This is a genomic window from Actinomycetospora sp. NBRC 106375 (genome assembly GCF_030269665.1).
GTDB lineage: Bacteria > Actinomycetota > Actinomycetes > Mycobacteriales > Pseudonocardiaceae > Actinomycetospora.
Window position 1 is genome coordinate 293,311 of the sequence record NZ_BSTS01000006.1, and the last position, 21,088, is coordinate 314,398.

The 21,088-nt window shown below is 73.7% G+C and carries 17 protein-coding genes; 11 read left to right on the forward strand and 6 right to left on the reverse strand.

Going from position 1 to position 21,088, the window contains the following annotated elements; all coding sequences use genetic code 11:
* Positions 1 to 3: 3 nt before the first annotated feature.
* Positions 4 to 249, reverse strand: coding sequence for a hypothetical protein (locus QSK03_RS12920; protein ID WP_285652407.1), 246 nt, complete (start codon positions 247 to 249; stop codon positions 4 to 6).
* A 143-nt stretch (positions 250 to 392) separates the two neighbouring features.
* Here QSK03_RS12920 and QSK03_RS12925 point away from each other — a divergent pair, with 143 nt between their 5' ends.
* From QSK03_RS12925 to QSK03_RS12955, 7 genes are all read left to right on the forward strand, one after another.
* Positions 393 to 959 carry a DUF2510 domain-containing protein gene (locus tag QSK03_RS12925; RefSeq protein ID WP_285652408.1) on the forward strand — a complete coding sequence of 189 codons (567 nt, stop codon included), beginning with the start codon at positions 393 to 395 and terminating at the stop codon, positions 957 to 959.
* 87 nt (positions 960 to 1,046) lie between these two features.
* The gene (locus QSK03_RS12930) at positions 1,047 to 2,444 is read left to right on the forward strand and encodes a dihydrolipoyl dehydrogenase family protein (protein WP_285652409.1); all 1,398 of its coding nucleotides are present in this window, start codon (positions 1,047 to 1,049) and stop codon (positions 2,442 to 2,444) included.
* Between the two features lie 64 nt (positions 2,445 to 2,508).
* Positions 2,509 to 2,973, forward strand: coding sequence for a hypothetical protein (locus QSK03_RS12935; protein ID WP_285652410.1), 465 nt, complete (start codon positions 2,509 to 2,511; stop codon positions 2,971 to 2,973).
* Between the two features lie 157 nt (positions 2,974 to 3,130).
* A complete protein-coding gene (locus QSK03_RS12940) occupies positions 3,131 to 3,361 on the forward strand; it encodes a DUF7455 domain-containing protein (protein WP_285652449.1) in 231 nt (76 codons plus the stop codon).
* A gap of 99 nt (positions 3,362 to 3,460) precedes the next feature.
* Complete coding sequence (locus tag QSK03_RS12945; RefSeq protein ID WP_285652411.1) at positions 3,461 to 3,997, forward strand: hypothetical protein; 537 nt, start codon at positions 3,461 to 3,463, stop codon at positions 3,995 to 3,997.
* 596 nt (positions 3,998 to 4,593) lie between these two features.
* Positions 4,594 to 4,839 carry a hypothetical protein gene (locus QSK03_RS12950; protein ID WP_285652412.1) on the forward strand — a complete coding sequence of 82 codons (246 nt, stop codon included), beginning with the start codon at positions 4,594 to 4,596 and terminating at the stop codon, positions 4,837 to 4,839.
* A 143-nt stretch (positions 4,840 to 4,982) separates the two neighbouring features.
* The gene (locus QSK03_RS12955; RefSeq protein WP_285652414.1) at positions 4,983 to 6,818 is read left to right on the forward strand and encodes a glycosyltransferase family 4 protein; all 1,836 of its coding nucleotides are present in this window, start codon (positions 4,983 to 4,985) and stop codon (positions 6,816 to 6,818) included.
* Positions 6,819 to 6,927: 109 nt separating this feature from the next.
* Here QSK03_RS12955 and QSK03_RS12960 read toward each other — a convergent pair whose 3' ends face one another.
* The 4 genes from QSK03_RS12960 to QSK03_RS12975 form a co-directional block, all read right to left on the reverse strand.
* The gene (locus tag QSK03_RS12960; protein ID WP_285652416.1) at positions 6,928 to 7,374 is read right to left on the reverse strand and encodes a MerR family DNA-binding protein; all 447 of its coding nucleotides are present in this window, start codon (positions 7,372 to 7,374) and stop codon (positions 6,928 to 6,930) included.
* 175 nt (positions 7,375 to 7,549) lie between these two features.
* Positions 7,550 to 8,056, reverse strand: a complete 507-nt coding sequence (locus QSK03_RS12965; protein ID WP_285652418.1) for a hypothetical protein — start codon at positions 8,054 to 8,056, stop codon at positions 7,550 to 7,552.
* Between the two features lie 490 nt (positions 8,057 to 8,546).
* Positions 8,547 to 10,181, reverse strand: a complete 1,635-nt coding sequence (locus tag QSK03_RS12970; RefSeq protein ID WP_285652448.1) for an FAD-binding oxidoreductase — start codon at positions 10,179 to 10,181, stop codon at positions 8,547 to 8,549.
* A 5-nt stretch (positions 10,182 to 10,186) separates the two neighbouring features.
* A complete protein-coding gene (locus QSK03_RS12975; protein ID WP_285652419.1) occupies positions 10,187 to 10,903 on the reverse strand; it encodes an N-acyl amino acid synthase FeeM domain-containing protein in 717 nt (238 codons plus the stop codon).
* Positions 10,904 to 11,072: 169 nt separating this feature from the next.
* Between QSK03_RS12975 and QSK03_RS12980 the strand changes: the two genes are divergently transcribed.
* Entirely contained in the window at positions 11,073 to 11,729 is a 657-nt protein-coding gene (locus tag QSK03_RS12980) for a Crp/Fnr family transcriptional regulator (protein WP_285652420.1), read from the forward strand.
* Between the two features lie 5 nt (positions 11,730 to 11,734).
* Here QSK03_RS12980 and QSK03_RS12985 read toward each other — a convergent pair whose 3' ends face one another.
* A complete protein-coding gene (locus tag QSK03_RS12985; protein WP_285652422.1) occupies positions 11,735 to 12,490 on the reverse strand; it encodes a maleylpyruvate isomerase family mycothiol-dependent enzyme in 756 nt (251 codons plus the stop codon).
* 108 nt (positions 12,491 to 12,598) lie between these two features.
* Here QSK03_RS12985 and QSK03_RS12990 point away from each other — a divergent pair, with 108 nt between their 5' ends.
* The 3 genes from QSK03_RS12990 (at position 12,599) to QSK03_RS13000 (ending at position 20,608) form a co-directional block, all read left to right on the forward strand.
* Complete coding sequence (locus QSK03_RS12990; RefSeq protein ID WP_285652423.1) at positions 12,599 to 15,775, forward strand: adenylate/guanylate cyclase domain-containing protein; 3,177 nt, start codon at positions 12,599 to 12,601, stop codon at positions 15,773 to 15,775.
* Positions 15,776 to 15,904: 129 nt separating this feature from the next.
* Complete coding sequence (locus QSK03_RS12995) at positions 15,905 to 16,063, forward strand: hypothetical protein (RefSeq protein ID WP_285652425.1); 159 nt, start codon at positions 15,905 to 15,907, stop codon at positions 16,061 to 16,063.
* A gap of 1,032 nt (positions 16,064 to 17,095) precedes the next feature.
* Positions 17,096 to 20,608: a hypothetical protein gene (locus tag QSK03_RS13000; protein ID WP_285652427.1), complete on the forward strand. Its 3,513-nt coding sequence runs from the start codon at positions 17,096 to 17,098 to the stop codon at positions 20,606 to 20,608.
* The last annotated feature ends 480 nt before the right edge of the window (positions 20,609 to 21,088 follow it).

Below are 21,088 nucleotides of genomic sequence, written 5' to 3' on the forward strand. Positions count from 1 at the left end.
ACGTCACCAGGCCGGGAGGGCCGGGCGAGCGCGCAGAGCGGGGAGCGGGCGAGGCGCCAGCGGGCGGGTCGGGGGCACCGGGGCCGGCATGGGCACGCGGTAGGCGATCGGCGGCGGGTACCCCCAGGGCGAGGGCGGCGCGGGCGCACCCCGCCATCCCGCCCTGATCGCCATCGCGGCGTGCCACGCGGCCGCCGCCCAGGGCTCTCCCAGCTCTCGCACGTCCACCAGGCCGGCGGGGGCGGTCACGGGCATCACGTCGTGGCGGTTCATGCCGCTGCGACGACCCGACCGCCCCGCGGTGTTCCCGTGACTTCCCGGCGTGCGGCCATCCGGGCGAACCTCGCCCACAGGAGGGAACATCCCGCAGCGTCCGGTCCGTCCGAGTTCACATGAAGAGACGCCTGCTCCTCGGCCTCGCGGTCGTGCTGGTCCTCGTGGCCGCGGCCGGCACCGCGCTGGTGCTCACGACGTTCCAGCCCCGCTACGACGAGGAGATGGGCAACAGCCTGTACAACGCCGGGCTGGCCCAGGAGGCCCTCGCGCGCGGCGACGCCCAGGAGGCCCGTCTGCGGACACTGAGCGCGCAGTCCACGCTCGACAGCGCACAGGAGATCGGGACGGCGATCACCGTGACCTGGGCGGTCGTCGGCGTCGCGCTCCTCGGGGCCGTCGCGATCGGGGTCGGGTTGCGCCGCACCCGGTCCCGGTCGTCCTCGTCGTCGACGCCCATCCCCGGGCCGGCCGGGGCACTGGGCGGCACCGACGCCGGCGCCGCCACGACCTTCATGCCGGCCATGGCCTCGGGCCCGCCGCAACCCCCGGCGCCGCCGCCCGCGCCGCCGCGTCCCCAGGTCCCGCCGCCGGGCCCGCCGACCGTCCCGCCCGGCTGGTACCTCGACGCCCGGGGCACGCAGCGCTGGTTCGACGGCCGGGGCTGGACGCACCACGTGCGCTGACGACACCCGTCCGGTCGACGCGTGCCGCCACCGTCGCCCGGGGATCCGGGAGGATCGCCCCGGACGACGAGGAAGGAAGGCGGACCCATGAGCGATCTCGACGTCGACGTGGTGGTGATCGGTGCCGGTCCGGTCGGCGAGAACGTCGCCGACCGCGCCCACCAGCAGGGGCTGTCGGCGGCGATCGTCGAGTCGCGCCTGGTCGGGGGCGAGTGCTCCTACTACGCCTGCATCCCGTCGAAGGCGCTGCTGCGGCCGGTCGACCTGCTCGCCGCGACACGGCGCATGCCGGGGGTCGAGGCGGGCCCGATCGACGTGGCGAAGGTGCTCGCGCGCCGCGACCAGTTCGCCGACCCGGACGACTCGGGCCAGGCCGACTGGGTGTCCGGCGCCGGGATCACCCTGCTGCGCGGCCACGGCCGGCTGACCGGCGAGCGGGCCGTCGAGGTCGCTCACGACGACGGGACGACCACCTCCGTGTCGGCCCGGTCCGTCGTCGTCGCCACCGGCTCCGTCCCGGCGTTCCCGCCGATCGACGGCATCCACGACGTCAACGCCTGGACCAACCAGGACGCGACCCAGGCCAAGGAGATCCCGGCGTCGCTGCTGATCCTCGGCGGCGGCGTGGTCGGCGTCGAGATGGCGACGGCCTACCAGCGGCTGGGCGCGCAGGTGACGCTCGTCCAGCACGGCGACCGGCTGCTGCCGACCACCGAGCCCGAGGCCGGTCGGCGGGTGCAGGCCGCGCTCGAGGCCGACGGCGTCGACGTCCGGCTCTCGACCTCGATGACCGCGGTGCGCCGCGACGGTCCCGACGTCGTCGCCACGCTCGACGACGGCTCGGAGGTGCGGGGGGCCGAGCTGCTGGTGGCCGCCGGGCGGAGGTCGACGACGTCGGACATCGGCGTCGAGACGGTCGGCCTCGAGCCGGGCAAGCCGTTGCCGGCGGACGACACCACGACCGTGCTCGGCGACTGGCTCTACGCCGTCGGCGACGCGAGCACGGGCGCGAAGCTGACGCACATGGGCAAGTACCAGGCCCGCATCTGCGGTGACGTGATCGTCGCCCGGACGAGGGGCAAGGAGCTCGGCGGCCGGTACTCCCACCACGCGGCGACCGCCGAGCACACCGCCGTCCCGCAGGTCATCTTCACCGACCCGCAGGTCGCGGCCGTCGGCCACACCGAGGCGTCGGCACGCGCGGCGGGGCTGCCGGTCCGCGCCGTGAGCTACGAGATCGGCAACACGGCCGGCGGTTCGCTGCAGGCCGACGGCTACGACGGCTTCGCGACGATCGTCGTCGACACCGACCGCCGGGTGATCGTCGGCGCGACCTTCGTCGGTCAGGACGTCGCCGACATGGTCCACGGGGCGACCATCGCCGTCGTCGGCGAGGTGACCCTCGACCGGCTCTGGCACGCCGTCCCGTCGTTCCCGACGATGAGCGAGGTCTGGCTGCGGCTGCTGGAGACCTACGGGCTGTAGCTCGCCCGGGTGACCCGGGGGTGCGGGTGCTAACGACCGGTGCGCGCTGCGGCGATGCCGGGGCATGACGCCGTCGGGGGGACAGGGCCGGAGCGCCCGCAACGCTGTGCGGGCCGCGCTGGGCAGTGCCGTGGTCGCGGTGCTCGCCGCCGCGGCCGTGGTGCTCGGCTCGGCGCCGACCTCGGCGGCGGTGGCCGCGCCGGTCGCACCCGTCGCGACGGTCGCACCCGTCGCCCCGGGGTCGCTGGCGCCGGTCACGCCGGTGACGGCCGCCCCGGTGACGGCCTCCCGGACGACGTCGTCGACGACGCCCACGACCACCCGGTCCTCCCGCACGCGGTCGGCTCGCGACACGGGCGACGGGTGCGGGCAGCGCGCCGTCACCGCCGGGCGGTTCGACCCGTCGTGCTCGGAGTACCAGGGCTACCTCGACCCGGGCACCTCGGCCGGCCGTGAGCCCACCTCGGGCGAGATCCAGACCGCGTGGGGCTGCGAGCAGGGCTACATCCCCGCATCCGAGTGCGACTGACCCCGCTCGCCACGACCCGAGCGACCGCGTCCCCGCCGCTCGAACGGGGGTCCACCCCCTCCCCGCCGAGGGTCAGCACCCTGCCCGTCGCCGCGTCGCCGACGCACTCTGGACGCGTCATCCACCACCGACGACCGAGGCGAAGGGGGCGAGCGTCATGACCGAGCCGCGCACTCCGAACCAGACCACACCCGAGCGGTGCGACGCCTGCAGCGCGCGGGCCACGCATCTCGCCGTCCTCCCCGGCGGCGGCGAACTGGTGTTCTGCACCCACCACCACCGGGCCCACCGCGAGCGCCTGTACGTGACCGGAGCGTGGACCGGACGTCTGCCGAGCGCTGTCGTCCCCGTCGACACGGTGCGCCCGCGCAACGCGAGGGCCGCCTGACGGTCGCCGGGCTCGGCCGCACGGAGCCGCCCGCCGCCTGCCATCAGGCGACGCGCGGGCGCCCCTCGAGCGGATTGCGCCCCTGGGCAGGCTGATCTCGTGACCGCGACCGCGTCGGTCCGCGGCCGCACCTCGGCCGCGGACACCACGGCCCCGGCCGCGCCGCGACCGCCCCGGCGGCTCGCCCGCGCCTGGCCGGCGGCCTGGGGCGCGCTGCTCGGCGCGCTGCTGTTCGCCGTGGCCCGTCGCGCGATGCCCGACGACGCGCTGATCTCCCTCTCGTTCGCGCGCAACCTCGCCGAGCACGGGCAGTGGGCGCTCACGACGGGCATCGAGTCCAACTCCGCGACCTCGCCGCTGAACATCTGGCTGCTCGCCGGCCTGGACGTCGTCACCGCGCACCGGGCGGTCGTCGCCGCCGGCCTGCTGCTGTGCCTGTGCCTCGCGACGACCGCCGTCTGGCTCCACCGTCTCGGCGGGTCCGTGGCCGCCCTGCTCGGCCCGGCGCTCCTGGTCACGTCGCCGGTCCTGTCCTCGGCCGTCGGGCTCGAGGTCTTCCTGTGCGCCGCCGTCCTCGTGGGGCTCGTCCGGTACGGCGACGGCGGACGCTGGGTCGTCACCCGGGATGGGAGCTGAACTACCGCCACTACGCGGCCCCGCCGCGGACCGCGGTGCGCTACCGCCTCGAGGTGGGTCTGCCCGAGCCCGGCCCGGGACGCTGGCCGGTGACGCGCACGCCGACCCGGCACGGCTGGGCCCAGCTGGTCCCGGCGCCGGACCCGGTGGCGGCGGACTGACACCGACGTGCGACGAGGGGTGCCCGTCGGACCGGAGCACCCCTCGTCGACTTCTCGGCCTGCGGTGCCGGACCGGGTCCCGCGGCGTCTGGCGGTGCCGAGCGGTGACCTGTCTCCGGCATCGGAGGAGGTGGTCGCTCCCCGGTCCACGAGCCCGGAACCGGTGGGGCGAGCCGGTGATGACGGTAGGGACGTCGACCGTCGTCCGGACCCGCGCGTCGAGGAACTACTTCCCGGTGTGGGTGTTGACCCTGGTCACGGGCTCGTTCTCGATAACGACTTGATAACGCCGGGGCGGCAGGCGGCGATGGGCCCCTGACGGGGATCGTTCCCCCCGGCGATACCCCGTCGAGGTCGGGTCCCGTCGCGGCACGCGCCCGTGGCCGTTCCGGGACCCGACCTCACCCACCGCATCCGGCAGAAGGGCGATGTCTCATGACCCGCGCAGGAGGACTCCGCCCGGAGTCCGATCGGGACCCCGGGCACGCCGGCGCCCCACCGCCGCTGTGGAACCTCGACCCGGCGGACGGCCCGACCTTGCCGCCGCTGCCGGTGCTCTCCGACGACCAGCGACCCCGCGGCGAGGGCGTTGGTCAGGTGGTCCTGCTCGTCACGCTGGGACTCGTCGCGGCCGTCCTCCTCGGGCTGGTCGCCGCCACCGAGGTGGGCCTGCTGCGCTGAGGAGCGGCCGACGGCCGCGGACACCACCGGGCGACACCCTTCCGGGCCCGCGTCGTTGAACCCGGTGGCCGTCCGCCCCGGTGACCCGGTCAGGAGACCACCGACGGCCCGGACCGTGCCCCCGGCGAGAGGACAGCTGTTCCGTGGGGATCGACACGCGCCGGCAGACGGGACCCGCATCCCTGGTCCGCGTCCTGCTGCCCACCGTCGCCGTCGTGGCGACCGTGCCGCCGACCCTCGTCGGGCTCGACGCGCCGACGGTGACGCTCACCGACCTCGTGGCCCTGCCCTGCGTCGCCCTCGTGCTCGCGGGAGTCGGGCTCTCCGCCGCCGGGACGTGGCAGCTCCTCGCGCTCGGGACCCGCGCCGCGCCGGTCGCCGGCCTCCTCGGCGGCGCGGTGCTGCTCGGCGAGGGCATCGCCATCGGCACCGACCTGGAGCCCGCGACGTCGTCCGGTCTGATGTTCGGGGCGGCCGGCGGAGCGCTGGCGGGTGCCCTGCTCCTCGGGGTGCTCGTGCGCTGGCAGAGCCGGTCGGGATGGAGCGCCGCGACGGCCCGCAGCATGCGCCGGCGGCTGGTCGGCGCGACCGTCGTCGTCGCGGGACTCGTCGTGACGCGGGCGTCGGTACCGGCGTGGCTCGTCGCGGTCGGCGTCCTCGTGATCGTCCTCGTCGGGCTGCCGTTGCTGGCGGCCCGGCTCCGCGTCGGAGTCCCCTCCGCCGAGCTGCCGCCCGAGCCGGCGCCGACGATTCCTCCCGACGTGGCGGCGCTCGCGGCCGCCGACCCCCACGGGACCATCGAGGTGACGCCGCGGGTCGCGGCCCGCCCCGTCCCGCGCGGCCCGAGCCTGCGGGTGCTACACGTCGGTCCCGGCGACGCCGAGCTCCACCGTCGGCTCGCCGCGGCCGGACACCAGGTCACGGTGCTGGGCCCACGGTCACCGGGAGCGCAGGAGCGGATCGAACGCCACGGTGCCGGGTGGGTGCGCTGGAAGCCGTTCGGCGTCCGGTGCGGGCGGACCCGTCTCGGGCAGCTGCTCGCCCGGACCGGCGCGGCGGTCGTCGCCGCCCGTCACACCGACGCCGACGTCGTCGTCGAGGAGTTCGCCGCGCCGCTCGGCTCGGTGGCGATGGCGCGCTGGGCCCGCCGACCGGTCGTCGGCGTGGCGATGTGGCTCCCCGCGCCGGCGCCGACCGACCGGTGGGCGCCGGTGCACCGCCTGCGCTGGTCGGCGATCCGCAGCCACCGCTCCGTCATCGTCCGGTCCCCGGGAACGGCCGAGCAGCTCGCCGCGGCGGGCTCCCGCGCCGACGTCGCCGTCATCTCCCACGGGATCGACCCGGCCGCGCTGCGTCCGGCGTCCGGTCCTCGCGGTGAGGACGTCGTCGTGCGGGTCGGGCACCTGGGCGTGGGCGCCGCGTCGGTGAACCTGCTCCTCCAGGCCTGGGCGCAGGCGCCGGTCTCCCTCGCGGGCCGGCTGGTCCTGGTGAACGCGGGACCGGCCGAGGACGAGCTGCGACGGTCCGCCGCCCACCTCGGGCTGGCGGAACGGGTGGAGTTCGTGGACCTCTCCGGGGAGACGGAACACGCCCGGGTGGCGTCGTCGCGGCTCGCGGTGGTGCTGCCCGGCGCGCCGGATGCCGCGACGCGGAACGCCGCGCTCGAGGCACTCGCCGTCGGCACCCCGGTGCTCGGCCCCGACCTCGCGGTCCTCCGCGACGTCGTGCCGTCCGGGGTCGGGGTGCTCGTGCCCTCCGACGGCGATGCGGCCGGCCTCGCTCTCGCGTTGCGGGAGCTGCACGGGGATCGGGACCGCCGGGACGCGGCGGCAGCCCGGGGACCCCGCCTGGCCCGCGTGCACGACCTCGACGTCCTCGCCGGCCAGACCGAGGACGTCTACCTCGCGGCGGTCACGCGCGGATCGATGAGCGGGCGGGACGGGCAGGGACTCGACCGGCGCCGCCTCGTGCCGCGCTGACCGACCGTCCGACCACGGCGCCTGTGGTCGGACGTGTCACCACGCGGTGCTCAGCAGCAGCCGCACGAGCACCCGTCGCACTGCGGGTCCTCGCAGCACGGACAGGCCGTCAGGTCGAGCATGCGTCACACCTCCCTTCTGTCTGCGCGTGGTCCGGCGGGCACCAGGTGCCCGGGGCCGGGTCGGGGCAGGTCGCGCTCGGGAGCTGATCGGCCATCGCGACGAGGTCGGCGCGCAGCCGGGTCAGCCTGTCGAGCTCGGCGTCGATCTCGGCGATCCTGCTGCGCAGCAGCGGCTCCGCGGGCTCGCACGGGCACTCCCCGGTGTCGCGGACCGCGAGCAGGTCCTTGATGTCGGCGAGCCGCAGCCCGAGCCGTTGCGCGCCGCGGATGAACTGCACGCGGTCGATCGCGACCCCGTCGTACCGCCGGTGCGCGCCGCTGGTCCGCGCCGGCGCCGGCATGAGCCCGACGCGCTCGTAGTACCGCACGGTGTCGGGACGCAGCCCGGTCCTGGCGGCCAGGTCGGAGATGGTGAGGACGCCCGCGTCGGTCATGCGACGACGCTAGAACCTGGAGTCCGCTCCAGAGTCAAGGAGAAGTTGGGGACGCCGCACGAAAACGAACGGCGAGTTCGCTGCTTCGGAAGCAGCGAACTCGCCGTTCATTCCTTCGTCCTCACGTCCGCACATCATCCTGCTCGGCGGTCGCATTCTGCGGGGCTCCCGCCACTCAGGCGCAGCTCCACGTGCCCTGGACGTGGGTCACGCTCTCGTCGCCGGTGGTCGAGGTCCGGATGTCGAGCGAGCCGGACGTCCCGCCGGGGTCGACGGTGAACGTGCCGGTGTTCTCGCCCCCGCTGTCGGTGACGTAGTTCTGGTCGCCGACCGTCACGGTGGCCAGACCGTGCTCGGGGTCGAGACCGGTGTCCATCGGGAACGACCCTTCGCCCGGGTCTCCCTGGCTGAAGGCCACGTACATGTCGACGGGCGTGCCGTCGAGCGTCCCCGTCACCTCCCAGAACCCCCCACCGATGCACGAGGTGGAGGCGTCGGCCAACGTGCCGCTCTGCGCTCCGCTGAAGGTAATGCTCGTGCTCTGGGTACCGGAGTCCGCCCAGGAGTCACCCGGGTCCGAGTACGCGGTGGCCGACGCCGTACCGGCGGCGGCCAGCATGACGCCTCCGGTGACGAGAACGGCGGCGGAAAGGCGGGCGAAACGGTTGCTGGTGATGCTCATGATGTCCTCCGGCGAAGTGTCGGAGCGATTCCTGGCATCGGCTCCGTTGTGCCTCAAATGATCGGCACTCGCCGGAGAGCGCAACAGTTGCCTGAACGCCAGAGATTCCTTACCCCGCCGGGAGGATCTCATGTCACCGACGGCCCGGGGAGCATCCACGGGCCCGGGGAGGTCGCGCGCCCGCGCCGCGCCGCAACGACAGAGGGCAGCCTCCCTCGCACGGCTACCTCGGCGACGTCCCACCCGCCGAGTACGAGCAGGCGTTTTACGCTGCCCACCGGACCGACCACACCCCGACTGGAATCCCACCCCAAGGTCTCCGGACACGCCGGGGCGGTTCACCACCGGTAGCCAGGACCAGCCCGTGGTGCGGGTCGTGGTGAAAACAACGGCCCACACGGGCGCACAGTGAGGACGGTGAGGGGCTGGCCAATCGGCGGCGGGTCCTTTCGTCGGCCACGGCTGTTCCGTTCGCGCGATTTGAGGTTGCTTAGTTGATTGTGTGATCGTAACGTCCGGGGGCGATCACGCCGTTCGGGTCGAGTGCGGACTTGAGGCGGGCGAACACGTCCTGCCATCCTGGCTCAGGCGATGGGTACATGGCCATGCCTTGCAGGCCGGCGCGATAGGGCAGGTAGCCGAGGTCGGCGACTGCCGCGAACAATGCCTCGTAGCAGTCCATAGCGCGGTCGTCCGCACCCGGTTCGTCCCGGTCGAATTGGATGCTGCAGGCGACAAGCACGGTCCGGTCCGCCGGGAATCGAAGAGCGATAGTCGGCTCGAAGCCGGCGTTTGTCATGACGTTCCGACATGTCCCGACGACACTCGTGATGTCGCGGGCTCGCCACGGGATCATCGGGAGGAACCAGATGAGTCCGCAACCGTCGCGGTCGGGATCGGGGTTAGTTGGAGCGGACGTGCGTTTGCGCCAGAAGAGTTGGTTGACAGCGGTGCTGGTGTCGAAGGGCCGCACCGTCGAGTGGTCGTAGAAGGCGTCGAGGGCTTGCCGTACGTCCGTCCCCGTCAGCATCTTGAGCGGCCACCACAGCCGTCGCAGGATGCGGGCGCGGTCGGTGTTCGGGTAGTGGCCCTGGCGGCGCAGCCGCCCGAGCGCCGACTTGACGAGGTCCAGCTCGGCACGGCGCTGTCGCCTGGTCTCGGCGTGGAGGAGCCCGATGCAGGTCCATTCCCGGGCCAGCCCCGTCAGCTCGGTCAACTCCTCATCGTCGAGCAGGGCCCGGCCCCGGTCCTGGGTCCGCCGCGGATAGGGGCGGGTGCGCGCGGCGAGGCCGACCCTGTTGATCAGGTAGAAGCGATGGTTGGGGTTGGCCTGCCGAACCGTGCGGAGGGCGTCGATGAGCTGGGGGAGGTCCCCCTCGTCGAGGTTGACGGCGATGTGCTGGGGGAATCGCGGCCGGTGGGCGAGCCAAAGAGTGGCGGCGGTGACGACCCCGAGGTTGGACTGGAGGAAGAGCCCGTTGAGCTGAGGCCCGACGCCCCAATCGTCGAGAGCAGCGATCGAGCTGGGGCCGTACTTGCCGATCCCTGTGGAGAACTGCGTTCCCGTCGCTGTGACGACCTCGAAGTTGGTGCTGTACCGGGCGCGGTCCTCGTAAGGGCCTCCGGTGAAGACGCCGAAGCCGCGTTCGAGGAGGTTCCCCAGCAGGCTGATGCTTCCCAACGAGCCTGGGTGGCTCAGCATGCGGTGGGAACCCCGACGTTCGAGGAAGTCGAGGACGTCGTCCTGAGTCACACCGGGTTCGACGGTGATGTGACCGAGCTCCTCGTCGAAGTCCCGGACCTTGTTCAGGCGGCTCATGTCGAGGATGACGCTGCAGTCGCGGTGTGCGGCCCGCGAGCCGTAGCCCCAGTTCTTGCCGCGGCTCACCGGGTAGATCGGCACTGCCCACCGGGTCGCGACACGGAGACACGCTGCGACATCGTCGACTGTCGACGGGAGGAGGATCGCGGAAGGTCGCGACGACGTCGCGAAGGTGGCGCGCGCGGCGGCATCGAGAGGTTCGTCCTGGGTGACGACGCTGTCGTCACCCAGGAGATTGCGCCACTCGTCCAGGGCCGACGGGAGGGCGCCCGCCGGCGTGGTCGTCGGGGTCTCGGCGGTCATGTCGGTCACGCGCTCCGAAGGTCCCGCGCGGGGTCACCGTGGTCGAGCTCGTCGAGCCAGTGCAGGTAGAGGGGTGTGCGGAGTGCCATCGCGGCTCGCGCCAGCCGGACGTCGAGGACGCACGCAACCGAGGGCTGGTGGTAGTGGACGACGACGTCGCTGAGGAGCTCGATCGGCAAGGGGAAACTCCGCGTCACGCGATGGAGGCGGTCGAGCGACATCGACATCAGCCACAGGTCGTGATCCGCCCGCCACCGGTGGGCCTGCCACAGGGCCTTGTAGAGCAGCGCCCCTGCCTGCCGGGCGCGGGCGTGTCTCGGTTCGACAGCGAGCGTGGAGACCTCCACGATCCGCTGCGTCTGCCAGGCCTGCTGCATGCGGGAATCGCGCTCTGGGACCAGGTTGAACGCTTCGGCTGTGGGGAGCGTCGAGGTCGGACGGACCATGCTGACGGTTCCCAGGATCTGTGACGCGTCAGCGACCACGAACCATGCCCGCTGGTCCATCCACCCGTCGTCGTACGCCCTGTCGGGGGAGGTGTCCGCAATGTAGCCCACGCGCGCGTAGGCCTGGGTGTGCACCTTCCGTGCTCCGGCGATGTCCTCGCCGTCCCGTGCCGGACCGTAGTAGAGCCCGTCGACGTAGCCGCTCCACGGCGGGGTGGTGAATCCGTCGGGAGCAGGCATCCGGGGCGTGCGGTCGACGATCGTGTTCACGGTCATGATGGCCCTCGATCCTCCGGGGCGCCGGATCGGGCGCCGCCCTGTGTGTTGTGAGGGAGCATGCAGCCGTGGGCGCGTCGTGACCGTCGTCGTGACGACTTCCGTTGTGTCGCCGCCGCGACATGCCATCGATCGGCTCTGGGCGTCGTGAGCGCTATCGTGCGGTGCCGTGGAACTGCTGGGTGATCTGCCGCCCGAGGATCGACGGCAGATTCTCGCGGGCGGCCGTCGGCGCCGATTCGCCGCTCGGGAAGTGTTGTTCCACGAGGGCGACCCGGCGGACTCCTTTCTCCTGCTCGACACAGGACGGGTAGCGATCCGGGCATCGACGCCGGTCGGCGACATCGTCACCTTCGCTGTGCTGGGGCCCGGAGACGTCCTCGGGGAGCTGGCGTTGATCGGCGGCGACGCGCGACGGAGCGCGACCGTCGTGGCTCTCGAGGACGTCGAGGCGTGGGCGTTCACCGCCGACACCTTCCACCGGCTTCGACGGGAGGTCCCAGGCGCCGAGGCGTTCTTCCTGCAGACCCTCGCCGACGACGTCCGACGCTTGTCGGGTCTCCTGCTCGAGGCGCTCTACCTCCCGGTGGAAGCGCGGGTGCTCCGACGAGTGATCGACCTCGAACGAACGTACCGACGGGGCCCGCCGCCTACCGACGTCCCCCTGAACCAGGACACGCTCGCTTCGCTCGCCGGCTCCAGCCGGGCCACCGTGAACAAGGTGCTGCGGGCCGCCGAAGATGCCGGCTTGGTGTCACTACGGCGGGGCGGTGTGGTGGTCAACGACCCCGACGCGCTCGCACACCGCGGTACGCATCGACGCTGACGGGCTCAGGGCCCGGGGAACCATCGCTTGAAGTCGGCTGCGCCGGGCGACAGACGCAGACGGGGATCCCCGGCCGGGAGGCGGCCGAGGGCGAACCGGAGAACGGCGGTGTCGTCGTCGCCCTGGACGCGCTCGGTCGCTTCGGTGCCGCCGTCGACGACGGTCCAACCCTCGGCGGCGAATCGGCACCGTGCGGACACGTGCGGGCTGGTGACTGCCACGACCGTGCCCGGTGCCGGCGCCGTCGCCGCACTACCCGCGAGGGTCGCGAAGGCGGGAAGCGCCAGTGCGAGGACGACCGCGCAGGCCGTGACGACGTCGGACGCCAGCGGCTCGTCACGACCGAGAGCGTTCTCGACGTCGTCGGCGTGGACACCGGCCTCCAGCACGAGGACCTGGCTCCCGAACGCCATCGGCACGGCGCCGGTCGGGAGGGGCAGCAGGGCGTCGAGGGCGAGGACACCCCGGTCCAGCTCGGCGAGCAGAGCATCCACACCGTCGGCCAGTCCCGCCCGCACGGTGTCCGCGTCGACGCCGGGATGGCGCCCCTCTGCGACTCCGGTGGCGCCGAGACGAGCGCGCCGCAGCGCGTCGGCTTCCATCGACGTCGCCCAGGCCAGGTGTCGCGCCAGGTCGAGGACGGTCCAGCCCGCGCACCGGGTGGGAGCCGCCAGGGCCGCATCGTCGAGCCTCGCGACGGTGGACACGACGCGACCCCACTCCCGGCGCATCGCTTCGCGCGCTTCGTCGGCCGACAGCATCACGAGCCTCCCTCGGCGCTTGACGATGTCATGGTCCTCGTGAGGACCCCCGTTTGCGTTACTGTGTAGCTCTGCGTGAGCGAGGGACGGCCTCGGGGGGGTGCGTAGATGCCCGATGCCGAACGTCGCCTGGTGCACGTGCTCTTCGTCGACCTCGTCGGGTTCACTCCGCTGGTCGAGGGCCTCGACCCCGAGGCGGTCGCCGCTCTGCAGGACCACTACTTCGGGCACGTCCACGCGGTGGCCACCCGGTATGGGGGTCGCGTCGAGAAGTACGTCGGGGACGCGGTTCTGGTCGTGTTCGGGCTACCTGCCCTGAGAGACGGTGACGCCGAGCGAGCCGTGCTGGCGGGTCTGGACATCATCGACGGGATGGACGACGTCGCGGGCGACCTCGCGCTGGACGCGGGGGCGTTGCAGGTCCGGGTCGGTATCGACACCGGCGACGTGATCGTGCGATGGGGTCCTGAGCCGGGGGACTGGCGCGTGTCGGGCGACGTGGTCAACACCGCCGCTCGGCTCCAGGCCGCTGCCGACCCCGGCGCCGTCCTGGTCGGCGAGCACGTCGCCCTTGCCGTTGACGGGCGTGTCCCGCTTCGGGCCGGTGGCCCCATCCTGCTGAAGGGGAAGTCGCGGCCGATCCCTGTCTGGAGCGCGGTGCCGGGCCTCGGTAACGCCGTCGACGTCCCGTCGGTCCGGGCGCCCACACCTTTCGTCGGACGGGACGCGGAGCTCGCCGAGCTGGAGCGCGATTGCGCGTCGGGCGTGCGTCAGGTTGTCGTGATAGCGCCGCCCGGCACCGGCAAGTCTCGCCTGGTGAACGAGTTCGCCCGTGAGGTCCGCGAGCGCGGCGGCACGGTGCTGATCGCGGCGGTGCTCGAGGACGGAGCTCCGTACGAGCCCGTCGCCACGCTCCTGCGGGCGGCATTGGGGCGCCCGTTCTCTCCTGCCGAGCTCACCGGAGAACTGGAACGTACCGGCTCCACCGGGCCTCGCGCGGAGCTGGCGGCTCGTCACGTCGCCGCCCTCCTCGAGGGCGGCGGCGAGGGGGCCCCGGAGGAGCTGTGGGCCTCCTGGCTCGCCGTTCTTGACGGGGGAGACACACCGGCGGACGTCTGGATCGTGGAGGACGCCCACCTCGCGGCGCCCGACTTCCATGCGTTCCTGCGCTTCGCGTGTACGGCCGGACGGCGTCCCGGCCGAACGGTGGTCGCGACGGGCCGTCCGGGTGCGTGGTTGCCTGAGGGACCCGATCCCACAACCGGCGTGGTGGTGCGCGCCCTCGGGCCGCTCACCGACGAGCAGGTCGAGACGCTGGTGCGGGAGACACACCGACACGCCGTCATACCGGACGACCTCCTGCGCCGCATCGTCGCCTCGGCCGGGGGAAACCCGCTGTTCGTCCACGAGTTCCTCCGCGACCGCGAGCTCACCGGCGGGCTTGCTCGGACAGGGAACGAGACCGTCCCATCGACCATCCGCAGCATCCATCTCGCCCAGCTCGACCTCCTGTCGGCCGAGACTCGCGAACTGCTCGCCGCCGGGTCCGTGGCCGGCACGACGTTCCCGGCGTCGGCGCTGCCGGCGCTCGGTATCGCCCGACCGACCGGTGCGCTGGCCCTGCTCACCGTCACGGGACTGCTCCACGGGCCGACGCCGGGCCCCCTGGACGACTCGTCGTACAGCTACCGGCATGCCCTCGTCCGGGACGCGGCCTACACGACCCTGCCTCGTGCGCGAAGGGCCGAGCTCCACGTCGCGTTCGCCGAGTGGGCGGCCGGCCGAGGTCCGTCCCCGCGGGCCGACGTCGTCGGGAGCCACCTCGAGGCGGCACTGCAGGAAGCCCTGGAGCTCGGTGGACCCGTGCACGCCGGCCTCGCCAGGACCGAGCTCGCTCGCCGAGCCGGTCGGTGGCTGGAGGACGCCGGCGAAGCCAGCATCGGTGCTGCCCCCCAACGCGCCGCCGAGCTGTTCGGACGTGCGCGTGACCTTGCTCCGGTTGGCGTGTCGCCCGACCGCGCTCGGCGCCAGGAGCGGCACGCAGACGCGTTGCGACGCGCCGGGCGGCTCGAGGAAGCGATCAAGGCCTTCGAAGCGGTGGAGGAGATGGTCCCGAGCGACGATCGTGTCCATCGTGCGCGCGCGGCGCTCGGCTACGAGGACGCGCTCTTCGACAGCCGACTGCCCCGCGAAGACTGGGGAGACCGTTCCCTCGGCCTTCTCGCGCAGGCGCTCGGCGTCGCCGACCGCGCGGACCACGCAGGCCGGTCGCGCCTGCTGGCCGCCACGGCAAGGGCGCATGCGTACGCCGGGGACCGGAACCGCGCCCGGAGCGCCGGAGCGACGGCACACGAGCTCGCCCGTCGATCCGGCGACCCCGGCGCGCTGGCGTACTGCCTCCTCGCTCGACGGGCGAACCTGATCGGACCAGAAGACCTGGAGCGGCGCCTGGCTGACGGCGATGAACTGATCGAGTCCGCCCGTGCGGCCGGGGACGGCCACCTCGAGCTCGAGGGGGCTCGCCTGCGGTTCGTCGACCTCCTCGAGGCAGGCTCCATCGACGAGGCCGAACGAATGCGCGGCCGCGCCGAGCGCCTCGCCGTCGAGCTCCGACGGCCGGCCTACCTGTGGTACCCGTCGATGTGGCGAGCGATGATGTCCCTCTTGCGCGGCGATCTCCTCGTGGCCGCCGACCTAATCGCCGACTTCCGTGACGAAGGGGTGCGCTGGCACTACCGCGACGTCGAGCTCGTCCACGCCGTCCAGTCGCTGCAGTGGCACACCGAGCACGGCACCGTGGAGCAGATCCTGCCCGAACTCGAGACGGTTGCCGGACACGCGCCGCCGGCGTTCCGCTCGGTGCTCGTCGGGGCCTTTGCGAGAGCTGGCCATATCGAGCGTGTGCGGCGCGAACTCGCGGAGCTCCGCAGCGACGCTTACGCGCACGTCGCGGTCGACCAGTCCCGGTCCTACTCGCTCTGCCTGCTAGCCGAAGGGATCGATCTCCTCGCCGACGAGGCTGACGACGTCGCCGCCGACGCTCGAGAACTGTTCGCCGCGCTGACCCCTTGGGCAAAGCAGGGCGTCGTGCTCGGTTCCGGTGCCGTCCACCTCGGTGCTGCGTCCCACTACCTGGGTCTTCTGGCACGTGTCGGTGGTGACCTCGCCGCCGCGACCGAGCACATGGCGGACGCGCTCACGCGGAACCTCGCCTGGGGAGCCGAGCGTGCGGCAGCCCGCTCACGTCAGGAGGCCGAGCGCACCCGACGGCTCGTGGGAGCCTGACCGCTGCGTCTGTCGCGAGGCCGACATACGCAGAGTCGTCATGGCGACGGTCGTTTCTCGTTGGAGCCTCGACACTGGTCCTCGCGCCCGACGACGGAGAACTCGGGCCTACGGGAAGACGTGAGAGCCGTGACGATCGTGAACGCGCTTCTGAAGACCCTTGCGGTGCTCGTCGTCGCCGTGGTTCAGATCCCTATCTGCTGCGTCATGCCGTGGTACATCGGAACGGCTTTCGGCAACCCGCAGCGAGTGTTCGCCTTTGACTATCTGTCGATCTTCGCGCACTGATCGACCCTTAAGCGTCAGCACTCCCGTGGCGAACGCCCGGGCCCCGAGAGTGAGGTCGGCAGCGAGCTCCCGCACGGCCGAAACGTGTACGACACCAGACGGTGCTGCGGAATACGAAGCCCATGCCCAGGGTGATTGCGACGTTCGCGCAGCGCTGCGGTGTTGGTGCCGTTGTGCGGCGGATTCGCAACAGTCGATATGTCTCACCGTAGATAAATGCAAACATCGGCGCCGACATCACTCCTAACGATCGTAGATTCGATCAGATCAGCTCATCACCGTCACCAATATCGAACAGGAAAGGTCGCCAGGCCGGGTTCGTCCAGGGGCCTATCGGCCGGGTCTCGGGAGGTCCCTGTGGTGCAGAGAAAGAGCAGCCGCGTACTCGGTGGCGGCGCGGTCGGGGCGTTCGCGGCGGCCGCCCTGATCGGGGGGCTCCTCCCGTCCACGGCCCAAGCAGCGACTCCGGCGCGAGCCGAGCGCCCGCACGGCGGCCCTGCATCGTCCAGCTCGGCCGCGTCCGCGCCGAGTACGGCGGTGGCCGTTGACCCGGCGTCGGGCACGGTCTTCCAAGCGGACGCTCGAGGCGACCGGGTGCTGGTGTTCGCGCCACTGACGGGCGGTGGGTACGAGCTAGAGGGCAGCGTGCCGACGGGGTCCGAGCCCGTGTCGGTCGCCCTCGACCCGGCCAGCCGCACCGTCTACACCGCTAACCGGAGCGGTCGGTCGATCACCACGATCTCGGCTGGCCGTCGCGGACAGTGGACCGCTACCCGGACCACGTCGTTACTCATCGCCCCGACGACGGTGGCGGTCGACGCGTCGGGCACGGTTCACGCCATCAGCGCCCCGGTCGGAGCCACCCCGGTCATGCTGCACGCGGGCGCGGGCACCGGAGGTCCGGGAACGCTCTCTCCCCAAGGATCCGGCGCGCCCAACGGGTCCGCATCCCGGGTCACGCAGGTGGCCGCGACGGTCGGGGCCTCACCGTCCCCGGTCTCAGCTCCCACGAGCTCGACCGAGCCCACCCCGGTGCAGTCAGTGCTCTCGCCCGGTCCGTCGCGACTGACGACTGGGCCGGCATCCCGGCCATCTCCCGCCGATGCCGCGGCGCTGACCGCGTTCAGCTCGCAGATCCGAGCCGCGGGCTGGGCGGCCTCGTTCAACCCCCGCGACTACAAGATCACCTATGGACAGGGCTACATCCGCGCCTACAACGCCGGTACCAACACCGAGTTCTGCGCCGGCGTGTGCACCGACGTCGCCGTTGGGCGCCCCGGCGTGGATGGTGGACGAGGCGGCACGGGCTACTGCATCGGCCAGTGCACGAACGTCGCGACCGGCGCGCGCGGCACCGACTCGACGACCGCGGCCGGCGGCGCGGGGGGCAACGGCGGGGTCGGCTACTGCCTCGGGGTCTGCACCAACGTCGCGAGCGGGGGACGCGGCGGGAGCTCGACCACCACGACGGCCGCGACGGGCGGCGTCGGCGGCAACGGAGGCGCGGCGTACTGCCGTGGCGTGTGCACCGCGATCGCCACGGGCGGTCGCGGCGGCACCGCGACCGCGACCGGTGTGGACGGGAGCTCGTCGTCGGCCGGTCGCGGGGGCGACGCGACGGCGGCGGGCGGAGCCGGGGGAGCCGGAGGGACCACCACCGTCAACGGCCGTGCGGGCCGCGGCGCCGGTGGCGTCGGCGGGAATGCCGTCGCCACAGGCGGCGCCGGGATGGACGGGGCGGACGTCATCGCCGTCGGCGACGTCGTGGCGGGTGCCGGCGGCGACGGAGGCAACGCCGCAGCGACCGCAGGCCGGGGCGGTGCGGGGGCGGGCGGCCCGGCGGCCGCGGGAACGGCGACGGCGACCGCCGGCGGGGGTGGCTGGGGCGGCGACGCCCTGTCCAGCGGCACCGCGGGCGTGGCCGGTGTGGGTCGGGAGAACTCGAATGACGCCACGGGTTTCTACGCCGTCGGGAACAGCGGCACCGCCGGTGGCGCCGCCTCCGCGACCGGCGGGCGGGGCGGCAACGGCGGCACCGCCACGGTGAGCGGGCCGGGCACCGCCGTGCAGGGCGCCGGTGGCACCGGCGGCGACGCGACGGCTCACGGTGGCGACGGTGGAGACGGAGTCAGCCTCGACCTAACCGCGATCGGGAGCCCGCACCTGCACGTCACCGGCGGCGTCGGCGGCGACGGTGGGCTCGCGATCGCCACCGCGGGGCAGGGCGGGCTCGGCGGCGGTGGTGGCCCCAGGGCGACCGGCGGCGCCGCGTCCGCGATCGGTGGTGCGGGCGGGCTCGGCGGCGACGCCACCTCGACCGGGCGTCCCAGCGCGGACGGGGTCGGCCGGGAGAACGAGAACGATCCGGCGACCGGCTTCTACGCCACGGGCAACAGCGGGACCGCCGGCGGCGACGCAACGGCGACCGGCGGCCGAGGCGGCAACGGCGGTCTCGCGACGATTAACGGCTCCGGCACCGCGGTCCAGGGAGCCGGCGGCACCGGCGGGGACGCCACCGCGACCGGTCGCGACGGGGGCGCCGGGTCCACTCTCGACCTGACGGCGATCGGGAGCCCACACCTGCACGTCACCGGCGGCGCTGGCGGCGACGGAGGCGACGCCACCGCGACCGCCGGGCGGGGTGGCGCCAACGGCAGCAGCGGCACTCGCGCCGCGGATGGCCTGGCGACCGCGAACGGTGGGGCCGGCGGTGTCGGCGGCGACGCCATGTCGACCGGCCGACCCGGTGTTGACGGGGAGGGTCGGGAGAACTCGAACGACGCCTCGGGCTTCTACGCCGTCGGCAACAGCGGCACGGCCGGAGGCGCCGCGACCGCGACCGGCGGGCGGGGTGGCGCTGGCGGCACCGCGACGACCGCGGGTACCGGCACGGCCAACCAGGGCGTCGGTGGCACCGGCGGCGACGCGATGGCTCGCGGTGGCGACGGTGGGGACGGGGTCGGCCTCGACCTGACGGCGGTCGGGAGCCCGCACCTGCACGTCATCGGCGGGAGCGGCAACGACGGCGGGAACGCGACCGCGAACGCGGGGCAGGGCGGCGCCGACGGGGGTGGCGCCACGCGCGCCGCCGACGGCACGGCCACCGCGACCGGAGGCGCAGGGGGCCTCGGCGGCGACGCGACCGCGACCGGACGGCCCCGGTTCGACGTCACCGAGGTCACCACCGTCACGGGGCCCGGCGGTGCCGTGGTCGCGACCGGCAACGACGGTGCCCCCGGCGGGCTCGCGAGTGCGTTCGGCGGCCACGGCGGCAGCGGGGGAACGGCCGCGATCACCGGGACCGGCACCGCCCTCCAGGGGGCCGGCGGCGCGGGCGGCGACGCCACCGCGACCGGGGGCGACGGCGGCAACGGGGCGCGGGCCGAGAACACCACGGGCACGTCCTCCACCGCCGTCGGCGGGGACGGAGGCGTCGGCGGCGCGGCGAGCGCCACCGGCGGCGGCGGGGGCGCGAGCGCCGGCACCGTCGGAGCCGGAGGGACTGCCACCGCCACGGGTGGGACCGGAGGTTCTGGCGGCGGCGCCCTAGGCATCGGACAGGAGGCCGGTATAGGCGTCGGCGGCGACGGCGGAGCCGGCGGAGCCGCGACCGCTACCGGAGGGCGGACCGGCGACACCGGACCGCGAGCGGCTGCCACCGCGACGGGAGGAGCGGGGGGCGCCGGCGGTGACGCCGAGGGCACCGGCCGGGACGGCGCCGACGGCACGGCCGGCGGTGGGGCGCAAGGTGGCCTCGGCAGCGCGACCGGGGGACGCGGCGGGAACGGCGGTGTCGAGAGAGTAGGCCTAGCGGTTGTCGGTCAGGCCGTCGGTGGCGCCGGAGGCGACGCGACCGCCCAGGGCGGTCACGGCGGCGGCGGAGGCGTTGCCGACACGAGCACCCTGCCGAACGACGTGAACGGCGGGAACGGCGGAGACGCCGACGCACTGCCGGGAGACGGGGGCAACGGCGCGGGCGCGGGCATCGGCAGAGCAAGCGGCGGGGACGGCGGCACTGGCGGGGATGGCGGTATCGGCGGAATCGCCCCGCGCAGCGCTGACGGTGGCTCCGGCGGATCAGCTTCCACGAACGAGGGCTCCGCGACCGGCGGCGCTGGCGGCAGCGGAGGGACAGCCAACGGCGGCACCGCCGACGGTGGCGCCGGCGGCGACGCCCGAGCGACCGTGGGCGCCACCAGGGGTGGCGCCGGAGGTAGCGGTGGCAACGGCAGCGACGGGACCACCGACCACCCGGCGGGCGGAGATGGCGGTCGGGGCGGCGACGGCGGCTCCGCTTCCACCTTCATCGAAGGTGATGCCAGGGGAGGAGCTGGCGGTCGCGGGGGCGATGGCGGCAACGGCACGGGCGGCGGCGACGGTGGGGACGGAGGCCGCGGCGGCGATGGCGGTGATGCAGCGGCCACGGGCGACACCGAGCCCGGCGCCGGCGGCGCGGGCGGGGCCGGCGGTGAGGGCGGCGCGGACAGCGGCTCACCCGGAAGCCAGGGCTCGGCGGGCTCCGGCGGCTCCTCGGACGAGCCCTAAGAACCACAGCCTCGCCCGGCCGGAAGCGGAGGCCGCGAGCACCAGCCATTCGGCTCTCGGGCGCGCCAGCGGTGACGTAAGCGTTATCGGCCCGCGGCGGCCCGACATCCACTGCGCCCCGAGGACGTCGTGTCGGGGAGCGAGGGGCGCCTCCGATACGAACTTCCTCAGTCGTGAACTCGAGCCCGGCCCGCCAGCGTCTTCAACGCCGTCGGCGGAGCTCGATGAAGGGCAGGGCAACCACGGCGAGCTTGTCGGAGCACTGAGGGCCAAGTGCTGTGCCCGAGCCGGACTCGGCCGGGCAAACGCCGCCTTGGCCAGACTGGCTGGCACAGCCACGAGCCCGGTCTTGTCTAGTGCTGCGTCAGGCAACGTTGGGTAGGTAATCGGGCCTGCGGATCTTGGAGTTGGCGGCGAAGCGGCGTTTCGGGGTGGCGTGGCGGTTGTGCCAGCGGACGTATCCGGCGATCGCTCGCTCCT